This is a genomic window from Nocardia sp. CA-128927, assembly GCF_050955855.1.
GTDB lineage: Bacteria > Actinomycetota > Actinomycetes > Mycobacteriales > Mycobacteriaceae > Nocardia.
This window is the reverse complement of the sequence record NZ_CP192087.1, coordinates 10345526-10364931: the sequence shown is the minus strand read 5'-3', so window position 1 is coordinate 10364931 and position 19406 is coordinate 10345526. Positions and strand designations below refer to the sequence as shown.

General features: G+C 65.7%; 16 protein-coding genes. 10 read left to right on the top strand and 6 right to left on the bottom strand.

The features are described 5' to 3' along the window. Positions 1–103: 103 nt before the first annotated feature. The 3 genes from ACQPW1_RS48115 to ACQPW1_RS48105 form a co-directional block, all read right to left on the bottom strand. On the bottom strand, positions 104–757 hold the full coding sequence (locus ACQPW1_RS48115) for a class I SAM-dependent DNA methyltransferase (RefSeq protein WP_433660601.1): 654 nt from the start codon (positions 755–757) through the stop codon (positions 104–106). 70 nt (positions 758–827) lie between these two features. Next, positions 828–1748: a DMT family transporter gene (locus ACQPW1_RS48110; RefSeq protein WP_433660600.1), complete on the bottom strand. Its 921-nt coding sequence runs from the start codon at positions 1746–1748 to the stop codon at positions 828–830. Between the two features lie 185 nt (positions 1749–1933). Next, positions 1934–2668, bottom strand: a complete 735-nt coding sequence (locus ACQPW1_RS48105; protein ID WP_433660599.1) for an arginase family protein — start codon at positions 2666–2668, stop codon at positions 1934–1936. 207 nt (positions 2669–2875) lie between these two features. Here ACQPW1_RS48105 and ACQPW1_RS48100 point away from each other — a divergent pair, with 207 nt between their 5' ends. Then, the gene (locus ACQPW1_RS48100; RefSeq protein WP_433660598.1) at positions 2876–4018 is read left to right on the top strand and encodes a N(5)-(carboxyethyl)ornithine synthase; all 1143 of its coding nucleotides are present in this window, start codon (positions 2876–2878) and stop codon (positions 4016–4018) included. Here the strand turns inward: ACQPW1_RS48100 and ACQPW1_RS48095 are convergent. Beyond that, positions 4015–4800 carry a class I SAM-dependent methyltransferase gene (locus tag ACQPW1_RS48095; RefSeq protein WP_433660597.1) on the bottom strand — a complete coding sequence of 262 codons (786 nt, stop codon included), beginning with the start codon at positions 4798–4800 and terminating at the stop codon, positions 4015–4017. The genes ACQPW1_RS48100 and ACQPW1_RS48095 overlap by 4 nt on opposite strands. Positions 4801–4903: 103 nt before the next feature. Between ACQPW1_RS48095 and ACQPW1_RS48090 the strand changes: the two genes are divergently transcribed. Continuing rightward, positions 4904–5236, top strand: coding sequence for an ArsR/SmtB family transcription factor (locus tag ACQPW1_RS48090; protein ID WP_433660596.1), 333 nt, complete (start codon positions 4904–4906; stop codon positions 5234–5236). Next, a complete protein-coding gene (locus ACQPW1_RS48085) occupies positions 5233–5715 on the top strand; it encodes an SRPBCC family protein (protein ID WP_433660595.1) in 483 nt (160 codons plus the stop codon). The genes ACQPW1_RS48090 and ACQPW1_RS48085 overlap by 4 nt, the downstream gene beginning before the upstream one ends. A 60-nt stretch (positions 5716–5775) precedes the next feature. Here the strand turns inward: ACQPW1_RS48085 and ACQPW1_RS48080 are convergent, their stop codons facing one another. Next, complete coding sequence (locus ACQPW1_RS48080; protein ID WP_433660594.1) at positions 5776–7434, bottom strand: cutinase family protein; 1659 nt, start codon at positions 7432–7434, stop codon at positions 5776–5778. Between the two features lie 392 nt (positions 7435–7826). On the opposite strand from ACQPW1_RS48080, the gene ACQPW1_RS48075 reads away from it, so the two are divergent. From ACQPW1_RS48075 to ACQPW1_RS48055, 5 genes are all read left to right on the top strand, one after another. After that, positions 7827–8696 (top strand): DUF2268 domain-containing protein, encoded by an 870-nt coding sequence (locus ACQPW1_RS48075; RefSeq protein WP_433660593.1) that lies wholly within the window; start codon positions 7827–7829, stop codon positions 8694–8696. Between the two features lie 191 nt (positions 8697–8887). Then, positions 8888–10768: an SCO2524 family protein gene (locus ACQPW1_RS48070; protein WP_433660592.1), complete on the top strand. Its 1881-nt coding sequence runs from the start codon at positions 8888–8890 to the stop codon at positions 10766–10768. Continuing rightward, positions 10761–11696, top strand: coding sequence for an SCO2523 family variant P-loop protein (locus tag ACQPW1_RS48065; RefSeq protein WP_433660591.1), 936 nt, complete (start codon positions 10761–10763; stop codon positions 11694–11696). The genes ACQPW1_RS48070 and ACQPW1_RS48065 overlap by 8 nt, the downstream gene beginning before the upstream one ends. 11 nt (positions 11697–11707) lie before the next feature. Then, a complete protein-coding gene (locus ACQPW1_RS48060; RefSeq protein WP_433660590.1) occupies positions 11708–12745 on the top strand; it encodes an SCO2522 family protein in 1038 nt (345 codons plus the stop codon). Next, positions 12742–13719 (top strand): SCO2521 family protein, encoded by a 978-nt coding sequence (locus ACQPW1_RS48055; RefSeq protein WP_433660589.1) that lies wholly within the window; start codon positions 12742–12744, stop codon positions 13717–13719. The genes ACQPW1_RS48060 and ACQPW1_RS48055 overlap by 4 nt, the downstream gene beginning before the upstream one ends. A gap of 45 nt (positions 13720–13764) precedes the next feature. On the opposite strand, the gene ACQPW1_RS48050 is transcribed toward ACQPW1_RS48055, so the two are convergent. Continuing rightward, positions 13765–14607, bottom strand: coding sequence for a hypothetical protein (locus tag ACQPW1_RS48050; protein ID WP_433660588.1), 843 nt, complete (start codon positions 14605–14607; stop codon positions 13765–13767). 128 nt (positions 14608–14735) lie between these two features. Between ACQPW1_RS48050 and ACQPW1_RS48045 the strand changes: the two genes are divergently transcribed. Together ACQPW1_RS48045 and eccCb are read left to right on the top strand one after the other, a co-directional pair. Then, positions 14736–15104 (top strand): hypothetical protein, encoded by a 369-nt coding sequence (locus ACQPW1_RS48045; protein ID WP_433660587.1) that lies wholly within the window; start codon positions 14736–14738, stop codon positions 15102–15104. After that, positions 15097–19353 (top strand): type VII secretion protein EccCb, encoded by a 4257-nt coding sequence (gene eccCb / locus ACQPW1_RS48040; protein ID WP_433660586.1) that lies wholly within the window; start codon positions 15097–15099, stop codon positions 19351–19353. The genes ACQPW1_RS48045 and eccCb overlap by 8 nt, the downstream gene beginning before the upstream one ends. The last annotated feature ends 53 nt before the right edge of the window (positions 19354–19406 follow it).

The window sequence follows — 19406 nt, the reverse complement described above, 5'->3', positions numbered from 1 at the left end:
GTTTGTAATCGAATCGACCACGTTGTCGGGCGGGCCCGCGCGCAGCCATGAATCCTGCGCGACACAACCAAGTTACCTGGTCCGGACGGCCGCTGCGCTGTCTTTAGCGAAGCTTTGATACCAGTAAGTAGGCTTGCTGGAATCGTTCGCCCGGATCCGGCTCCCGGATCATTCGCGTGTGCACCGTGAACCCGGCGTCCCGCAACAGTGCGGCAAGTCGCTCCGGTGACCAGCGGTAGGCGCGAGTTACCTTGTGGTCGAACGCTTCTACCGTGTCGGGTGCGTCGGTCGCGAAGAAGGCCAGTAGCGCGTGCCCTTCCACCTTGAGTACCCGATAGAACTCGTCCAACACATCCGGCATTCGTTCGGGTGGCAGATGGATGAACGAATACCACGCGACCAGCCCGCGCACGCTGGCATCGCCGAGCGACAGCTGCTCCATCGAACCCTCTTCGAAGGACAGCTCCGGATACTGCTGCCGGGCCAGCGCGATCATCGCCGACGACAGATCGATGCCGAAGGCCGGCAAGCCGAGGGTGATCAGGTGTGCGGTGAGTCGTCCTTCACCGCAACCGATGTCGGCCACGGCGCCGGAACCGTTGGCCAGCAGGCGTTCCGCGAACACGGCCAGCATGGCGCGATCGTGCGGTTGTCCGGCGAGATGGTTCTTGGCGAATTCCGCGTAGACCTCCGCGATGTCGTTGTAGGCGTTGCGGGTGATGTCCACGTCGGCGGGGGCGTTCCGATTTCCAACCACCCCAACATCATCCACATCGCCGCAGTGGTGCGGTCGGCGGCCTCGACGGCGACAACTCGGCCGCCGTCGATCACCGCTCGGGTAGTTGCGCGGCCGCCTCGGGAGCCGCGGGTGTGGTGCACAGCGCCTCCTCCGGTGTCTCCTCGCGGCTGCGGGCGGTGCCGAGGATCGAGCCGAGGATCACCAGCGGGAAGCCGATCGCCATGCCCGCGGTGAGCGGTTCACCGAGGGCGGCGACGCCGAGCACGATGGCCACCGCGGGATTGATGTAGGTGATGACCGTCGCGCGGGCCGGGCCGACCTCGGAGATGAGCGCGAAGAACAACAGGAACGCGGCGGCCGTGCAGATCAGCGCGAGGCCGAGCACGGACAGCGTGGCGTCGGCGGGATAGCTGTCCGGTCGGCGCAATGCCGCGAACGGCGCGTAGACCGCGGCGGCGATGATCAGCGACGCGGTCACCACGCCGAGCGGCGGCAGATCTGCCAGCGCCCGGTTGATCACGATCGGCCCGACCGCGTAACCGATGGTGGTCAACGCGATCGCGCCGAGGGCCGCGGGGTTGGTCAGGTCGATATCGAGGCCGACCAGTGCCGCGACACCGGCGAACCCGACCAGCAGTCCGGTGACCCGTCGTCGGTCGAATCGGTCCTGGCCCAGCTTGGTCACGATGACCACGGCGATCAACGGAACGGCCGCGATCAACAGCCCGACGGTCGAGCTGTTCAGCGTGGTCTCCGCGAATCCGATGAACAACCACGGCCCGACGATCTCCACCACCGTGTACAGCAGCAGCGGTCGCCAGCGCCGGAACACCGGTCCTAATGCCTTGGTGTACAACGCGATCGGCAACAGCACCAGCGCGCCGACCAACGTCCGGCCGAACGCGACGACCACCGGATCGAAGTCCTCCACCGCGATCCGGATCATCGCGTAGGGCACGCCCCAGATCACGCCCATCAGGAGGAACAGTGCCCACCCGCGCCGCGTCATCGCACGACCGCCCGTCGGCACAGAACAGTGGGGGAGGGGTGAGTTACTGGCATGCTCCACTCGCTTTCGATCAAACGGGAGCTTAGACCGGGGATCCGATCATCCGACAGATCCACTTCTCGGGGCTTGGACCAGGCCACTTGCCCCTAATGCTCGGGGCATCAGCGCTTTCGGCCGGGTCGAGATCAGACGGAATCGACCAGTGGGCGCATGCGGTCGGCGGCGCCGAGATCGTCGCGCCAGGTGCAGGCCAGTCCGAACGCGGCCACCCGGCCGGTGTCCACGACGGCGCGGATCGCACCGGAGACCGTCTGCAGGCTCGGGCCGCCCGGTGCGGGGAAGAGCAGTCCGGGCAGCTCGGCCGGATCGACCACATCGCAGTCGAGATGCAGGTAGAGCGGGCCGTCCGGCAGGTCGCCGATGTCGTCCACCCGGCGGTGCCGGATGCGCGCCGTGCGCAGGAACTCCGCTTCCGGCGGATCGAGATCGCGGCCGTCGACCAGGATCGCGCGTTCTTCGGGGATGTCGCGCAAGCCGATTCGATCGGCGATCAGGTGCCTGCCGTAACCGGTGAGCATCCGCAGCGGCATGCCGCCGAGGTACCCGGAGGTGGACGTTTCCAGTGTTTGGACGTCGCCGTGCGCGTCGAACCACACGATCGCCGGTTCGAATCCCGCGCGCTGCAACCCGGCGACGACGCCGAGCGAGGTGGTGCAGTCGCCGGACGCGACCACAACCGGGTGTTCGGCTCGGCGGATGGAAGCGGCCACCCGCTCCGCGACCGCGTCGTAGAGCACCGCCATTCGTGCCCACGGATCGTCGACGTCCGGCAGCTCGGCGGTGATCACCTCGTCCGGTGTTATCGGCGCATCCAACTCGGGGCGGTGCTCGTCGAGGTGGTAGGGCACGAGAAAACGCATGGGCCTGAGCCTAATTCGGGGCTCGGCGGTCGGCACTCGATTATCCGGCGGCCGCACTACCGCGCCGCGGTGTCGAGATTCGGCATTGTGGTCGAACCACTTTCGTCCGCGCATCGGCATCGGTGTGCCCTACGCACTAAGTGATCGTGGTGCTGACCGGGGAAGACGTGGTCGGTCGGGCAGGCTCAATGCGCGTAGGCTCATTTGGTGAAGCAACTAACGATCGGTGTAGTCGCGACCTCCCGCAAGGAGGACGAGCACCGGTTGGCGATCCATCCGGCGCACCTGGACCGGATCGATCCCGGGCTTCGCGATCGCGTCTACGTCGAGCGCGGCTTCGGCGAACGATTCGGCTATACCGACGAGCACCTGGCCCCGCTGGTCGCCGGGCATCGCACGCGCGAGGAGCTGTTCGCCGAGTGTGACGTGCTGTTGTTGCCCAAGCCGCTGCCCGAGGATCTCGAGCACCTGCGCGCCGGACAGGTCGTCTGGGGGTGGCCGCACTGTGTGCAGGACCAGCGGATGACCCAGCTTGCCGTCGACCGCGGACTGACCCTGATCGCCTGGGAGGCGATGAATCACTGGACGAAGGAAGGCAACTTCAGCGTCCATGTTTTCCACAAGAACAACGAGCTGGCCGGTTACTGCTCGGTGCTGCACGCGCTACAGCTGCGTGGATCCAGCGGCGACTACGGGCGCCGGATGCGGGCCGCCGTGATCAGCTTCGGCGCCACCGCCCGCGGGGCCGTGCGCGCGCTGAACGCGATGGGGATCAGTGACGTCACGGTGCTGACCCAGCGCAGCGTCTCCGCCGTCGCGTCACCGTTCGCGTCGGTGCGGATGCAGCACTTCGAGCGTGATCCCGGGAACCCCAGCCGGACCCTCGCCCTGAAGGCGCCCGAACCGGGACCGCTGGCCGAGGTGCTCGCCCAGTACGACGTGGTCGTCAACTGCATCCTCCAGGACACCGAGGAGCCGCTGATGTTCGTGCTGAACGAGGATCTCCCCCTGTTCGCCCGCGGCACCCTGTTCGTCGACGTCTCCTGCGACGAGGGCATGGGCTTCGAATGGGCCCGCCCCACCTCGTTCACCGCCCCCATGTTCACCCTCGGCGACGACCTGCACTACTACGCCGTCGACCACAGCCCCTCCTTCCTCTGGAACTCCGCCACCTGGGAAAACTCCGAGGCCCTCCTCGAATACCTGCCCATCGTGATGGCCGGCCCCGACGCCTGGGACGGCAACGAAACCGTCCGCCGCGCCATCGAAATCCGCAACGGCCGAGTCCAAAACCTCCGCATCCTCTCCTTCCAAAACCGAGCCGCCGCCTACCCCTACGCCGTCGTCTAACCCCTGGTAGCGGTGAGCGCTTCCAAACTGACCGGCTCATCGAACCGCCCATTCGGGTCGATCGCCAGCAAGGCGTCGGTGATCGCCTGCTCGAAGGCAATTCGCCGATCGTCGAGCAGCCGACGCAACGGCAGCGAGGTCGAGTAGAGGTAGCCGATGGCCTGTTCGACCGTCCATTCGCGGTCGAACTCGTAGACCGTCCGACGCACGTCCCGAAACGCCGATCGAGCCAGCAATTCCTCATGCGACTGGCGACCATCGGCCAGTTTCGCGCTGCCATCCTCCCGATCCACCGGCAGAAACCGCCGCTGAACCTCCTCGATGACTCGCTGCCACCCCGTATTCGGCCGCACAAGACAACTGTCGTTGGCGATCACCAGCCCGCCCTCAACCATGTCACCAAGCACTCCCAAGACCGTTTCACGATCCATCCAATGAAACGACCGCCCCATAGTGACCACCCTGAACCGCCCGAACGCGCCGGGCAGATCCGCCGAACTCCCTTGCACCCAAGACACATTGGCGATATCCACCCGCTTCGCCTGTGCAGCGGCTTCGGCAATCATCTCGGCCTCGGGATCGACACCGACCACTTCGCCGACATGCCTCGCAAGCGGAATCGCCAACTGTCCAGTGCCACAACCCAGATCGAGCAGCCGCCCGGAGCCATTCAGGTGAAATCGCTCAATAATGTTGTCGAACAACATCTTCGGATAGCCAGGCCGATACCGCGCGTAGTGCCAGGCAGTGCCGGTGAACAACCCGCCGTGCGAATCTGTCATGCCCCACCGCTTCCCAGCTTATGCCGCTGTCGGACATCCGAAGCGTAGGCGCGGGTGCAAGTTCCTCTTGCGGACCTGCATATGAAAGTGCAGACTTACGTACGTGGCTGCTTTCAGAGATGTCGATCTCGCGATCCTTGGTGATCCGTCCCGGCAGGCGATCTTCGAGTTGCTGGCACGGCAACCGTGCTCGGTGGGTGAGTTGGCGGAGCGGCTGCCGATCACTCGGCAGGCGGTGTCGCAGCATCTGCGGGTGTTGAAGGAGGGCGGGTTGGTGGTGGCCACGGCCGAGGGGACGCGGCGCATCTATCGGCTGAATCCCGAAGGGGTGGCCGCGATTCAGGCGTATTTCCAGCGGATCTGGGACGACGCGCTGACCTCATTTCAGAAGGCCGCCGATGCCGCGGCCATCGATCCCGAACAGGAGCATCCATGAGCACACCCACCATTCCGGCCCTGCAAGGCACGGCCACGGTCGCGATGCCGATAGACAAAGCGTTCCGATTCTTCACCGAATCCTTCGGTAGCTGGTGGCCTGCGGCCTATCACATCGGTCAGGTCGAGCTGGCCGACGCCGTTGTCGAACCACGCGAGGGCGGGCGCTGGTTCGAGAAGGGGGTCGACGGCAGCGAATGCGATTGGGGACGGGTGCTGGCGTGGGAGCCGCCGCATCGGTTGCTGCTGACCTGGCAGATCAACGGGCACTGGCAGTTCGATCCCGATCCCGAACACGCCAGTGAGGTCGAAATCCGTTTCACCGCAGCAGGTCCCGAGCAGACGCTGGTCGAACTGGAGCACCGTCATCTCGACCGTCTGGTCGAGGGCCAGGCCATGCGCGCATCGATCGCGGAGCAGGGCGGTGGCTGGAGCACAGTGCTGGCGCAGTTCGTCGAAAACGCTGAGTCACAAGGCTGATGGACACAAAAAGACCCTGCCCGACGCGAAGTGCGTCGGGCAGGGTCTTTGGGGATTCAGTTAACCGACGGAAGTGGTAGTCGGTGCGGCAGTGGTGGTGGTCGGCGCCGCGGATTCAGTTGTCGTGGTCGGTGCGGTGGTGGTCGACTTGGCAGTCTCGGTCGGTGCGACCGTGGTCGGAGCCGGTGCGGTTGTCGTCGGCGCGACCGTTCCGCTCGAGGTGGTGGTCGGCGGTGCGGTCGTAGTTGTCGGCGCAGGGGTTGTTGCGGTGCTGCTCGTGGTGGGGGCGGCGCTAGTGGTGGTCGGCGCGGGCTTGGTTGTCGAGGTGGGGGCCGCGGCCTTGTAGGCGGCGGCGAGATCGGCCTCGGTGGGCTTGGCGGTGGTGTCGACCTTCTTGCCCTCTTGTGCCTGCTTGGCCAGGTGGGTGATCCACGCGGCGGCGTATTCGGCGGAGGTCATCGGCTTACCGTTGGCCGGGTCGGCGTCGTGCCAGTAGTCGAAGTGGTGACCGGTGTGGTCCGGGCCGAGGGTGAGCTTGTACGGGTCGCTCATGACCACCGGAATGGTGTTCTGGTTGGTCACGATGAGACCGATGATCTCGTTCAGGATCTTCTGCGGCAGGTAGGCCAGCGGCGACATGTTGTCGGCCGCGATCGCGTCGGCCTTCGTCACCGGCTCCTTGGGCGCCTGGCCCGGCTTGTAGGCCGGATCCGAAACCTTCAGCAGCACCTGGAGAAAGGTCTCGTCGCTCTTCAGCCAGTTCGGCTGCGAAGAGATGTCCGCGAACGCGGCAAGCGCGATACGACCGAGTACGACGGCGACGTCCTGTCCGGTCGCGGGATTGAGTCCGTCCTTTTCGAGCGCGTCGACATTGATCTGCCGACCGACGTTCACCACCAGCTGCAGCAGTGAAATGTTCTCCGGCGCAGAGCAAGTGAGATCACCGTCGGAACAGAACGACGCGATCTTGCCGTTCAGCGCACCGAAGTCACCGCTGGTACCCGGCAGTCCGCCTTTACCCGGTGTCGGGTTCTTACCGTTCTGGTAACTCTGGTCGAAACCGTCGGGATGATTCGGGTCCTTCGCGCCGGGGAACGGTCCGTCGCCCGCCGAACGACCGGCGTCGGCGAGGATGACGACACCGACGACATTGGCCGGATCGACGATCCCGTACGCGCCATCCGCGCCGGCTTCCTGATGCCCGACCTTCATCGCGACGCGACGGACGACATCGGCGCCCTCGCTGTAGCCGACGATGGAGAACTTGGTGTCCGGGCAGGCCCGCGCGATCTCCCGCATCACCTGTTCGGTATTCGCGGCACCGGCGTTGACGGCGTCCTCATAGGTGGCCATATTCGCCGGGTAGGCGATGTAGACGGCGGCGTACGAACCGGGATCGACGGCACCGGCGGCCGGGTTGACTACCGGATCGACCCATTCGCTCTTGTGGTCACCCGAGAGCGCGGCGGGCAGTTCGTTGCCGTTGGCGTCGACCAGCAGCGCCGTGGTGCCCTGCTTCGGAGTGTCGCCGCGGCCTGCCACCGAGATGCTGACCATGTCGTGGCACTCGGTGACCGACGAGGTGAGCTGCGTATCCCTGGTCTGCGGCGACGATGTCAGCGCGAACGTGGTGGCGACGATCGCCGCCACGCCGAGCACCGCGGGGGCGGCGACAGCCGAAGCAATACGATGTCGGGCAAAGAACCCGCGAATATCCATGTCCTGTTCCCCATTCCAATTACCGGCATGTTGGACGGGCAGGCCCCCCGAGGCCACGCGTCACCAAGGACGTCGGAAATGGGTAGGTGAGCGTTACGGTGTCGAGTCCGAATGCGACATCCGGCGCAACCGAGTCACCCTGCGGCAACGGCATTTGCCCCCAATGTCAGGGGCATTGACCATTCCTGGACATCGGCAGGTTGAGCTCGGCTACACCAGGTGAATTCCGCCGTAATGCAATCGGCTAATTGTGATCTCGGCAAGCCGAATCGAAACCCACTGATATGGCAGAAAAGTGACATTGGCGACACTGCGCGGTCTTGAGCGCTGAGCGGCTCGCGCCGGAAAATCCGTTGACCTTGCCACTGCGTCAATCACTATCGTGGTCGACCGTGACGATCACCGTGCTGGACAGCTACACCGCGATGCGCGCGACGCTGACCGCGCCCCTGGCCGAACGACCCGACCTGCTGCGCCGGATGCTCGAACCGACAGCGGGCATGTACCGCTACTTCCCCGGCACACCCGACCTGGTCCAGCTGCACCACATGGGCGGCGGATTCCGGGCGGACCGTGCGGTCGACGGAGCACTGGCCGGGCTCGAGGCACTGCACGACGCACAGGCGTGGGATCGGATCGAAGCCGCCATGAAAGCGGCGCTTATGGTTCAGCTGGACGCGACCCCGGATATCCGCGTCCCCGACATCCAGGTGATGATCGTGCTCGGCGACCACGCCGACCCGCATTTCATGGACGTCGGCCTCGGCATGAGCGGCAACGGCGGCATCTCCGGTTACATATGGCTCGCTTTCTGGCCGAGTCCGGAGAATCTGGCGCGGCTGGAGGCGACGGCGGTGCACGAGTTGAACCACAACCTGCGCTACAGCAATGTGCGATGGGATCCGGAAACCGTCACGGTCGGTGAGCATGTGGTCAGCGAGGGCCTCGCCGACGCGTTCGCCAGGCACCGCTACGGCGACCTCGGTTACACCCGCATCGGCGTGCCGTCGCTGCACGATAATGCCGTGTACGACAAGGTAATCGGCGGCCTCGGCATCCGCGGCATGCAGAACTTCGCCGCCTACGTGCACGGCGACGCGATCGCGGCACGCTTCGGCGGCACCCCCGTCGGACTGCCGACCGGCGCGGGTTATGCGGTCGGAAACCGGCTCGTCGACGCCTATCTCGCGCACACCGGACAGCAGGCACCCGACGCACTGCTGGTCGACTCGGCGGACGTCATCGAATTGGCGATCAAGTAACCACTCGGCTCACCGCTCACCGCGATACGCTTCTGTTGCAGGCAATAGGCATGGCCTGGTCAGAACGTGACCGCGAACGACGTTGTCCGCGTACAGACTAACCGGATAAGGAAACTGGGCGGTCGGCTTTTAATGCCGGACGCTCTCTTCTGATGCAAGTCCGCTGAGAGACGACAGAAAGGCTGCGATCAATGAGAATCCAGCCACGGCGCCAGATTCTGAATGTCTGGAGTTCATTGCTGGCGGCCTGTTACCAAGAAAATACCTGGATCTGGGGCGGGCGGGACGGCTCGAACTCGATCAGTGACGCCGAGCAACTGCTGTGCCTGCTGTATCCGGCCACCCAGATCAGTAGTTTCGGACTGCACAATCCCGACCGAATGGCCGACGATGTTCGGACCATCCTGAAACCGCTTGGCCGCGAACGACGCATCGGTCTGAAGATCGTCGAGGTGCTCGACGAGTACCTGCGGCGCTACGAACGCGACGACCAACCGATCTTCTCGGCAGGCAGCTACCTGCGATCCACCGAGGCGACCGAGGCGACCGACATCCAGCGCACGGTCGATGTGGTCGATTCGTATTCGATGTCGCTCACCGTGTGCCTGGCGGGGCTGCAATTCCTTCGCGCACTGCGGGATTCGACCGGCGGCTCGGGCGAACAACAGCGGCTGGAGCAGTTGATCAAGCCGGTGGAAGAGCGGCTCAAGAAGCGGCTCACCGCGGCCATGATCGGTCTGGTGCGCAGCTTCGTCGTGCAGTCGGTGGATCCCGATACCGAGACCGGCGCGTCGATGCTCAGCATGTTCAATCAGACCGGCGCGGAACCCGATGCGGTGGTCGCCGGGGTGTATCGACGGCTCGAGCGAGTCCGTGGCCGGCTGCGCCGAGACGTCACGCTGAACCGGACGCCCCAGGCCGACCTGGAGAGCGAGGGCCTGCTGTTCGAGTGCGGCTGGAGTTGGGGGGTGATCGAGGGTGCCGAGACCATCGACTTCATCGACGTGCCGATCGCCAAGTCGGAGGGTTTCGCGGTCGCGCGGCCCTATCTGTACTTCACCATCATCGCGTTGGACGGCATCAACGACCTGACCCAGCCCCGCACCCGTGAGCTGGATCTGCTCGACGCGGACCAGCGCCGACTCGCGGACGCGCTGCAGTTGCGCTGGGATCTGGCGCAACGCTACTGGTCGGCGATGGCGCGATACGGCGACGGGGACTGGCCGCTCGAGGACATTCCCTGGCGCACCTCCGACGGCGAGGAATCCGACTACTTCAGTCTCTGCGTATCCGGGCTGCTGATCCAGGACCTCATCGCCCGCGAAGCCGACGACGACGATCTCACCAGGGCCACCGCCATTTTCGACGAGCTGGCCCGCCGGGGCCGGATCACCCGCAGGCTGACCGAGGACGACCCCGCGCGCGGCCTGCACATCCCCGGCGTGCAGATGACGTTGCACGGCACCGACGCCATCGACAACGGCCCGCTGCTGGCCTGGGCGGTATCGGACTACGCGCCGATGCTGTTGAAACGCATCCTGCAGGCGGCGCAGCTGTCGCGCACGCTGTCCACCCGCAGGCGGTTGCTGCAACTGGCCCAGTCGACGATGGATCATCTGGAACTGCGCGCCTTTCCGGGCGGCCCGGCCAAGGGCCTGTGGGACGACGCGGCGCGCGTCTTCGTGAGCAACGCACCGACCGACGAGCCGATCGAACCCGCGCCGGACGAGATCCGCGCGCCCTCTTGGTATTTGACCGAGCGAATCATCGAATGTCTGGTTGTCGCCGAATCGGCCTACACGAATCCGCCGTACCGCTCTCCGACGTCCTTGACGCGTGCGCTGGAACTGCTCGACGAGGCCGACCATCTGCTCAACCAGAGGTTTCTCGAGCTCAGTGAAAGAGACAACACCCCGAATCGCCGGGCCTTGGAGAACATAGAAAAGAATCTGGTGCGCGCCAGCAAATTGATCGATGAGCGTCCCGGCACGGCATTCAGCCTTTGCGTGACGGCGCTGCGTGAGTTGGATGGGCTCGAAGTCGCCAGCCTCGACGCTATGCGGGGTGAGTGAGTTGAGTGACCGCATCCTGGTCTTCTCCACATCGGACAAAGGCGGCACGGGCCGATCCGTGACCAGTTGCAATATCGCTTACCGGCTGAGCGTGCAGGGCTACAACGTCGCCTATCTCGATTTCGATTTCGGCTCGCCGACCTCGGGCGCACTCTTCGAGATCGACAAGATGGACCGCGGCGTCACCGACAATCAGGGACTGCACCAATACCTGCGGGGCAAGAGCACCATGCCGATCGGCCGTGATATCCGGTCGGAGACCAATCGCAAGGACCTGCACGCTCTGCGCCATCCCTATCAGTTGACGCTGTTTCCGGGTGATCGCGGCGGCGGGGAGTTCGCCGTCAGCGACAAAGTGGTGAAGCAATGCATCGACCTGCTGACCATCTGTCAGCAGGACTTCGATGTCACCTTCGTGGATCTCAGTGCGGGCCGATCGGCCGCGCTGGAGATCGTGCTGCGTGCGATGGCCGCCGAACCGTTGCGCGAGGCGACGGCGCGGTGGCTCGTTTTCCACCGCTGGACCCGCCAACATATTCTGGCGGCGAACGGCCTGGTGCACGGACCGAACGGAATCCTGGTCACCGGTGCGCAATTCGGCCACGACGCGGGTCGGCTGCTCGATTCGGTGCGCTACATTCGCACCGCTGTGCCGTCGACGAATGAGGGGTCCGGCGACAAAGACCGTGGGCCGCAGTGGGCTTGGTTGCGGAAACAGAACGAAGCGCTGGAACAGCTCGCCCAGGCCAATCAGATCGGCTTGAGCGTCACGCTCGGTATGACACCGGTGGAGCCGGTACTGCAGTGGCGGGAACAGGTGATCCTCGACGCCGACGTCGACGCGAAGATCGCCAACGAGGAGACGGTGACCGCGTTCGAAGAACTGGCGGAGGGACTCATAGACAAGGACGGGCTCTTCTGGTCATGAACGATGCCACTGTGTACAGAGAAACGACCGAGCAGGTTCAGGTCGCCGGCGTGGAGTTGGCGCACCTGTCCATCGAGACCGGGCACTTCTATATGAAGAACCTGACCAACGGGGACGACGAAACGATCCGCGCGAATTTCCTGCGGGTGGCCAAGCTGGTCGATCTGTACACCGAGGCCGCCAAGTCGGACTTCGGTGAATCCGCGCGCGTGAGCACCTGTTTCCTGATCGATGACTACTTCGGCCCGAGCACCGATCCGACCGAAGTCCTGGAGAAGGTGCTCGGCATCGCGAAGCGATGTGGGTTGCGCATCGACTACCTCGCGCGGGAGGCGGGCTGCTGGGAGACGCCGCTGTATGTCGAGGGCGTCCTGACCGGGCAGCAGATCAAGCTGGCCGAGATGATCGCGTCCTCGATCGTGGCCGAACCGGTGCAGCCGACGACGGGCGGGCGGCCGCCGGATGTCGAATCCGGCTGGTTGTGCAACGGCAGTCGTTCCTCGGAACACGATTCGGATCAGGCGATGCAGGTGGCGGAATATCGTCACCCGAAAGAGCTCGGCAGCCGGGAGCATTCGATTTTCCTGGACGTCGAGCTGTGGAAGAAGCGGATCGGCGAGGACGGCGAGGAGCACACCCGCTGGTCGTGCCCCTTCCTGGCCTCGATCTGGCAACTGCTGCGCCTGGGCATGGTGCGCTACGAGGGCAGGGCGGTGGTCGAGCCGCAGCCGCCCGGCGCGGGCTGGCCGCGGACCTGGTGGGAAATGCCGTCGGTGGTTCAGCTGAATCCGAACGCGGCGCCGTTCGCGGCGTATCAGGCCCTGTCGATCCTTCCGCAGAGCTATCTGAAAATCGAACATGCGGTTCGGACGATCCTGGACCACATCGTCATCGATCAGGAGGTTCTGGCGAAGACTGTCAAACGCGGTGCGGACGAGCACATTACGATTCCGCGCGAGGTCACCCAGCGGCTGTCCCACGTCTTCGTCGATGAGGTCGTCAAGCGCCTGCCCGCCGAAGCGGGCGTGACATTGCCGACGCCATCGTGAACTCGGTCGATTCGCCGCTGGCCATCCTCGGTGAGATACACACCTGTCTGCTGCCGTCCCGCAACGTACTGGACATGCCCGCGAGCATCGAACTGCTGAGCGCGGTGCAGCCGGGCAGCACGGTGACCTCGCGGGAGCGGCCGATCCCGCTGGTGATCTCGCCGAATCGCGTCGAGGGCGTCGACTGCAATCTGATTCCGTTGTCGGGCAAGCACATTCATGCGATCGGCACGGTGGCGTCGCGCACCGTGGTGGTCGGCGGCCGGATCCTGCAGGGCTCGTCGCAGACTCGGGTGACGCGCGCGCGGGAATCGTCCCGACAGCTGTGGTCGCACTATCTGAGCAGGCCCGGCACCGTAGAGGCGGTGAGCAAGCTCGGCGTCGCGTCGCCCGGACGGCTGGCCGACGGACACCTGCAATCCCGTGCCGACGATCAGCTCGATCTGACCTCGATCAGCCAACGGATGTCGACCTTCATCCGCGTGGATCCCCGGCTCGATCAGAAGATGCCGTTCCGCGCGGGCGCCACGCGGCTGCGCTGGGCCGTCGAGGTAGCTCCGGATGTAAACCAGTTGCCCCACTTCGCGTTTCGTCTGGTCGACAAGAAGCTGCGCTCGGTGCGGCTCACCATGGCCGAGCCGGATGTCGCTGCGGCACAACGTTTCTGCGAGGATCTCGCGCTCCATGATTGGCTGCTGACCACGATCAGCCAGGTGGCCGAACGCGTCGGTCCGTCCGACCGCGAGACCGACATGCTGCTCGATCAGCTCGTGCCGATGCTCGATCAGCTTGTGCCGCTGTGGATGCCGGGCGCGCACACATCGCCGCGACTGCGGCAGCTGTGGGCGGAGCTGGAGACGGACCCGGGCTTCACCCGGCAATGGACCGCGCGGGTCGGGCAATTACGCGACCGGATGACCACCGAAACCCTCAAAGCGCTGCGCCATTCCAAGATCATCAGCCACGACTGGTGAGGCTCAGAGCCGAAACCAGCGGCGCACCAGCAGCGCGAAGAACACCTACGTCGACAACACCCCCGCATACGCCTGCACGACGAACACCAGCTGATCGGCCCCCGCCAGCCCCGCGGTATCACCGGAGCTGAGGGGGTTCAGGTAGTTCATCGCGCAGTCGTAGACGACCGATATCGTCGACGCGGTGGACAGCACCCGCACAATCGCGATGGACAACGCGACCTGCAGGACGATCCACAGCAGCATCCGATACGGCCGGTAACCGTAGCCGCACAACAGGTCCGAGAAATGGCCGACGAACCGCCGCCAGCGGACCGGCTGCGCCCGCCGCCGCGCCCTGGCCAGGTTCAACCCGCAGCGATCCTCGGCATCGGTGTCCCCGTCCTGGCGGAACAGGCTCCACGCGCGCCGAAACGCGAGCGCCGCATGGCTGGGCAGCAGGGGTATGAGCAGGCCGCCGATCTGTTCATAGACCTCGGCGAGCCGCCGACTCTGCGTGCGGCTCAACCGCAGCGGACCCCGGTATTCCACCTCGGCGGCAAACAGTGCGACCAGTACGTCCGAGGGGGTCGGCCCGCCCGCCTGGCCGAGGCGTGCGTAGCCGCGCGCGAACAGCAGGCTGTCACTGCGGCGCCGAATGCCCGGCGGATCGTACTTGGCGACGATGGCCTCGACGTTTCTGGTGAACGAATCCAAGAGCTCCTGCTCGCCCTCCCGCCGCCGCACCTCCCATTTCATGGCCAGGAACTGATGCAGTTCCTCGTCGGCATACGCTCGGGCACTTCGATCGACCCGGGTGAACATCGCGCGGGCAAACGGCGACTCTTGTTGATGCTCATCCACGATGTACTGCCCCACGATCGACGGCGTTTCTCGGCGCAAAGTCACGATAACGCGATACGACACCTGAGCCGGCGTTCTGCGCGACTGCCCATCGTTTGCCGTGTTCGCGGGCACCCGGATAGCTAGAATGTCGTTGTGCCGCAACATGCGGCAGGCAACAGGGGAGGCAAGCCATGGCCGACGTGCTGTTCATAGTCACGATCGGTCCGCAGGACGCGCTGCGACTGGATCGCCTGGCCACTGAACTGGCCGACGAGCTACGGGAAATCTCCGGCGTGACAGCCGACACGGCGACGACGGCCGCAGCTTTCGGCACCAAATCCGGTGTCGCGCTGGAGATCGGTCAGCTGCTCGTGTCCGGCGGCGCACTCAGCACGTCCGCGTGGGTCGTCCGCGATATCGTCATCCGGTTCCTGACGCGGAACCGGGCGGAATCGGTCACGGTGCGCAACGGCGACCGTGACGTCACCATCGTGCGGCCGACGGACGGCCAGGTCGACGGCGTCGTCGACCAGTTGCGGAGCCTATTCGCCGATGACTAGCCCCGGGGGTCGCCGGATCGCGCTGTTCGTCGCCAACGACACCTTCCTCTCGCCGTCGATATCCCAGCTCTACGCGCCGGTCGCGGACGCGCGAGAGCTGCGAAACCTGTTGCACGACCCCAGCATCGGCGCGTTTCAACCGGCGGAAATCCTCGTCAACGAGTCGAAGACGGAGATCGAGCGCGGGATCGAGCGGTTGTTCCGCAGCGCGGGCCCGGAGGATCTCGTGCTGTTCTATTACTCCGGCCACGGCTTCCGGACCAGCCGCAACCTGTACCTGGCCGCCTGCAACACCGATCCGAATCTGCCGAGCAGTTCCGCGGTGTCGTCGGCGTTCATCAAGGAGCTGATCCGCGAGTCGAGCGCCGCGGCCAAGATCATCCTGCTGGACTGCTGCTACAGCGGCGCGTTCCTCGGCAACGACGTGATCAAGGCGGTCGGCGGCATCGACGACGGCGTCGGCGAGCACCTGGTCACCGGGGACGGGATCTGCGTGATGACCGCCTGCACCGGCGTACAGATCGCTGAGGACGGAATCCGTTCCGCTGCCGACGATTCCGTGCCGTTGTCGATGTTCACCTCGGCGATCGTCAACGGCATCACCACCACCGGGCTGGCGGGCAACGGGACCGGGCAGATCAGCACGCACGATCTGTGGACGTATGTCAGCGACGAGGTGCGCCGCCGCACCGACCGCCAAACCCCCAGCCACTACGGCTTTCTCAACGACGAGGTCTACATCGCCCGCACGCGACGCCGGACGGCGGGCGCGAGCGATGGCGGCGATCGGGTGCTGCTCGGCAGCCTGCTCGGTCGGCTGGAGCAGGTGGAAGAATCCGGGCTGCGGGCGGAAAACTGGTGGGGCACCGGCAAATTGGCCGTGCCGATCGGCAGGCAGCGCCGACCGGACGGGACCGTCGGCGATATCGTGCAGCTCGAGTTCGCCGGGCCGGACAACGGGCTGCTCGTCGTCGGACGCGCGGGTTCCGGCAAGAGCACCCTGTTGCGGACCCTGGTGGCGTCGCTGGTCTTGACCCACTCGCCGGACGAAGCGCGCGTGCACGTCCTGGAGTCCAGTAATCGCCTCGGCTCGATGCGCGAACTGCCGCACGTGGCCGACGTGGTCTGCGACGACGAGCCCGAGCAAGTCGCTGATCTGCTGCGGCGCATGGTCGAGGAGATTGCCAACCGAAAGAGGCTGTACCGCAAGCACAATATCGATTCACCGACCAGTCTGCGGGCGGCCCGCGCCACGCTGCCGGAGGGGCCGGTGCCGGATCTGTTCCTGGTCCTCGACCGCTGGGATGATTTCGCGGATTTGCTACCCAAGGCCGCGGAAACGGTGCGCCGGATCGCCGATGCCGGACCGGAATACGCCGTGCATGTCGTTGCCACCGTGCGGGATTGGAACGAGGTGCCGGACTGGATGGCCAGGCTGCTTGCCGTTCAGATCGAGCTGCGCATGCACCAGCCCCGCGATTCCCACATCGATCCGGATCTCGCGGTGCGACTGCCCGAAGGCCCCGGGTGGGCGCTGCACCAGCAACAGCCGTTCCGGATCGCGGTGCCCGACATTCGTGAGCCACCCGCGGATCCCGCGCTGGTGGACGATGTGACCGACGGTGCGGCGGATCTGGTCGCTCGGCTACGGGCTCGCCACACCGCCGACGGGACCGGCCTCGGCTCGGCAGGGCAGGAGGTCGAAGCCGACTTCGCCGCGCTGCACGGCCTCGATGACGTCGCCGCGTTCGATATCGGCCACTGGTGGCGCGAACGCCCCGCGCGCGAGCTGCTGCGGATTCCCATCGGCGCAACGCGACCCGGCGACCCGGTGCTGCTCGACCTCAAACAGGGCGCTGAGGGTGGCATGGGCCCGCACGGGCTCGTGGTCGGTGCGATCGGCTCCGGAAAGTCGGAGCTGCTGCGGACCATCGTGCTCGGGCTGGCGTTGCATCATGGCCCGGATCAGGTGAACTTCCTGCTCGTCGACTTCAAGAACGGTGCGACGTTCCAGCCGTTGACCAGCCTGCGCCACCTCGCCGGTCACGTCCGCAATGTGGAACAGGATCTCTATCTGCGGGAACGGTTGCAGGATGTGCTCGACGGCGAGATCGACCGGCGGCGTCGGCTGCTCGAGGAGGCCGGACCGTTCACCACCATCGGTGAGTACGAGCAGGCTCGGGCCGATGGCGCGCCGCTGCCGCCGCTGCCCGTGCTTGTGGTGGTGATCGAGGAATTCGTGGAATTGCTTTCCGGGAGTTCGACATTCGTCGATGTGCTGGTCCGGATCGGGCGGCTCGGCCGGTCGCTCGGCATGCATCTGCTGCTCGGCACCCAGCGTCCGGATGAATGGCGGTTGCGCGCGCTGGACAGCTATCTCTCGTATCGCATTGCGCTGCGCACCTTTTCGCCCGCCGAATCACGGCTGGTTCTCGGCACCACCGACGCCTATCACCTGCCGGGCATACCCGGGTACGGCTATCTGCGGGTCGGCACCGGAACCGTGACGCGCTTCCGGGCCGCGTACGCTTCCGGGCCCGGCCCGTCCGTCCCCGCGAGCGGCAGTGCGGGGTCCGTCGATCTTCCGGTGTCGGAAGCGCTCGCGGTCGCCCTCGGGAAGCACGGTGCGGCGGCACATCTGGTGTGGACCGAGCCGTTGGACGAATCACCGACAGTGGGAATGTTGTTGCGGCAGCGGCCGTCACCGCCGTCGACGGATCAGCCCAGCCTGCTGCGGGTGCCGATCGGGGTCGTCGATGTACCGCGAAAGCATTTTCGCGACGTGCGGTTCGCTGACCTGTCGGACAGCTCCGGCCACATGGCGATCGTCGGCGGTCCGCGGTCGGGGAAGTCGACCGCGTTGCGGACGCTGGTCGTGGCCGCCGCGGCTACCCATACACCCGAGCAGGTGCAGTTCTACTGCCTGGACCTCGGCGGTGCCCTTGCTGGCCTGGCCGAGTTCCCGCATGTGGGATCTGTTGCCGGGCGGCGAGATTCGGACCGGGTGCGCCGCACGGTCGCCGAGTTGGCTGCCCTCGCCGGGCGCAGGGAACAACGGTTCCGCGAACTCGGCATCGCGTCGATGCACGAATTCCGCTCCCGCAAGGCGCGATTGGCCCAGCTGTCCCCGGAAAAGCAAGCCGCCGATCCGATCTCGTCGGACGTATACGGTGACGTCTTCCTGATCGTCGACGGACTCGATGTCATCCAGCAGGACTATCCGGCCCTGGAGCAGACCCTCATCACCATCGCGACACAGGGACCTGGCTACGGCATCCACGTCGTCGTCACGTTACCGCCGTGGACTCGAACTCGGCTCACGCAGCCCGACCTGGTCGGCACCCTGATCGAACTGCGGCTCGGCGACCCCGCAGACTCCCAACTGGACCGTCAAGCCGCCGGAACAGTGCCCCCTGATCGCCCCGGCCGCGGCCTCTCCCCAGACAAACTGCACCTGCTCATCGCGCTGCCACGGCTGGACTCCGAGACCGATCCGAAGCAACTGCCGAGCGGTATCGCCGCGGCCGCCCGGCAACTGCGCACGATCTACGGTTCACGACAAGCCCCCGAGGTCCGCCTGCTGCCCCTGGAGATTCCCCGCGCGCACGTGCTGCGATCGGCACTGCACGCCGGTGTCACGCAGGACGCGACACACCTGGCCGTCGGCCTCGGCGAGAACGAATTGTCCCCACTGATACTGGATTTCGACGCCCACCCACACCTCATGGCCTTCGCCGACCAGGGTCGCGGCAAAACCACACTGCTGCACAACATCCTGCTGAGCATCACCGAGAACTCAACCCCCGACCAGGCCGAGATCCTCCTGATCGACTACCGCCGCACCCTCCTACACGCGGTAGACCCAACCCGCCTGACCGCCTACTGCGCCGCGTCGGCCACCGTCCCCGACGCCGTCGACCACCTCTGCCGCACCCTCACCACCCGCATCCCAGGACCCGAAATCGGCCCACACCAACTCCGCGACCGCACCTGGTGGACCGGCCTCGACTTCTACGTAGTCGTAGACGATCACGACCTACTAGTCACCGACGGCGAAGACCCCCTCGAACCACTCCTGGAGTTCCTCCCAACCGCCTACGACGTACGCCTCCACCTGATCATCACCCGCCGAGCAACCGCCCTCGCCCGAGCCCTACACGGCCCCCTCCTCGGCCGACTCCGCGACGTATCCGCAACCGCTCTCCTCATGAGCGCCCCCGCCGAAGAAGGCAAACCCTTCGGGCAATGACCTCCGAGCCACCCCCCTTCCTCCAGGCCGAGGCACTCTCATCACCCACTCCC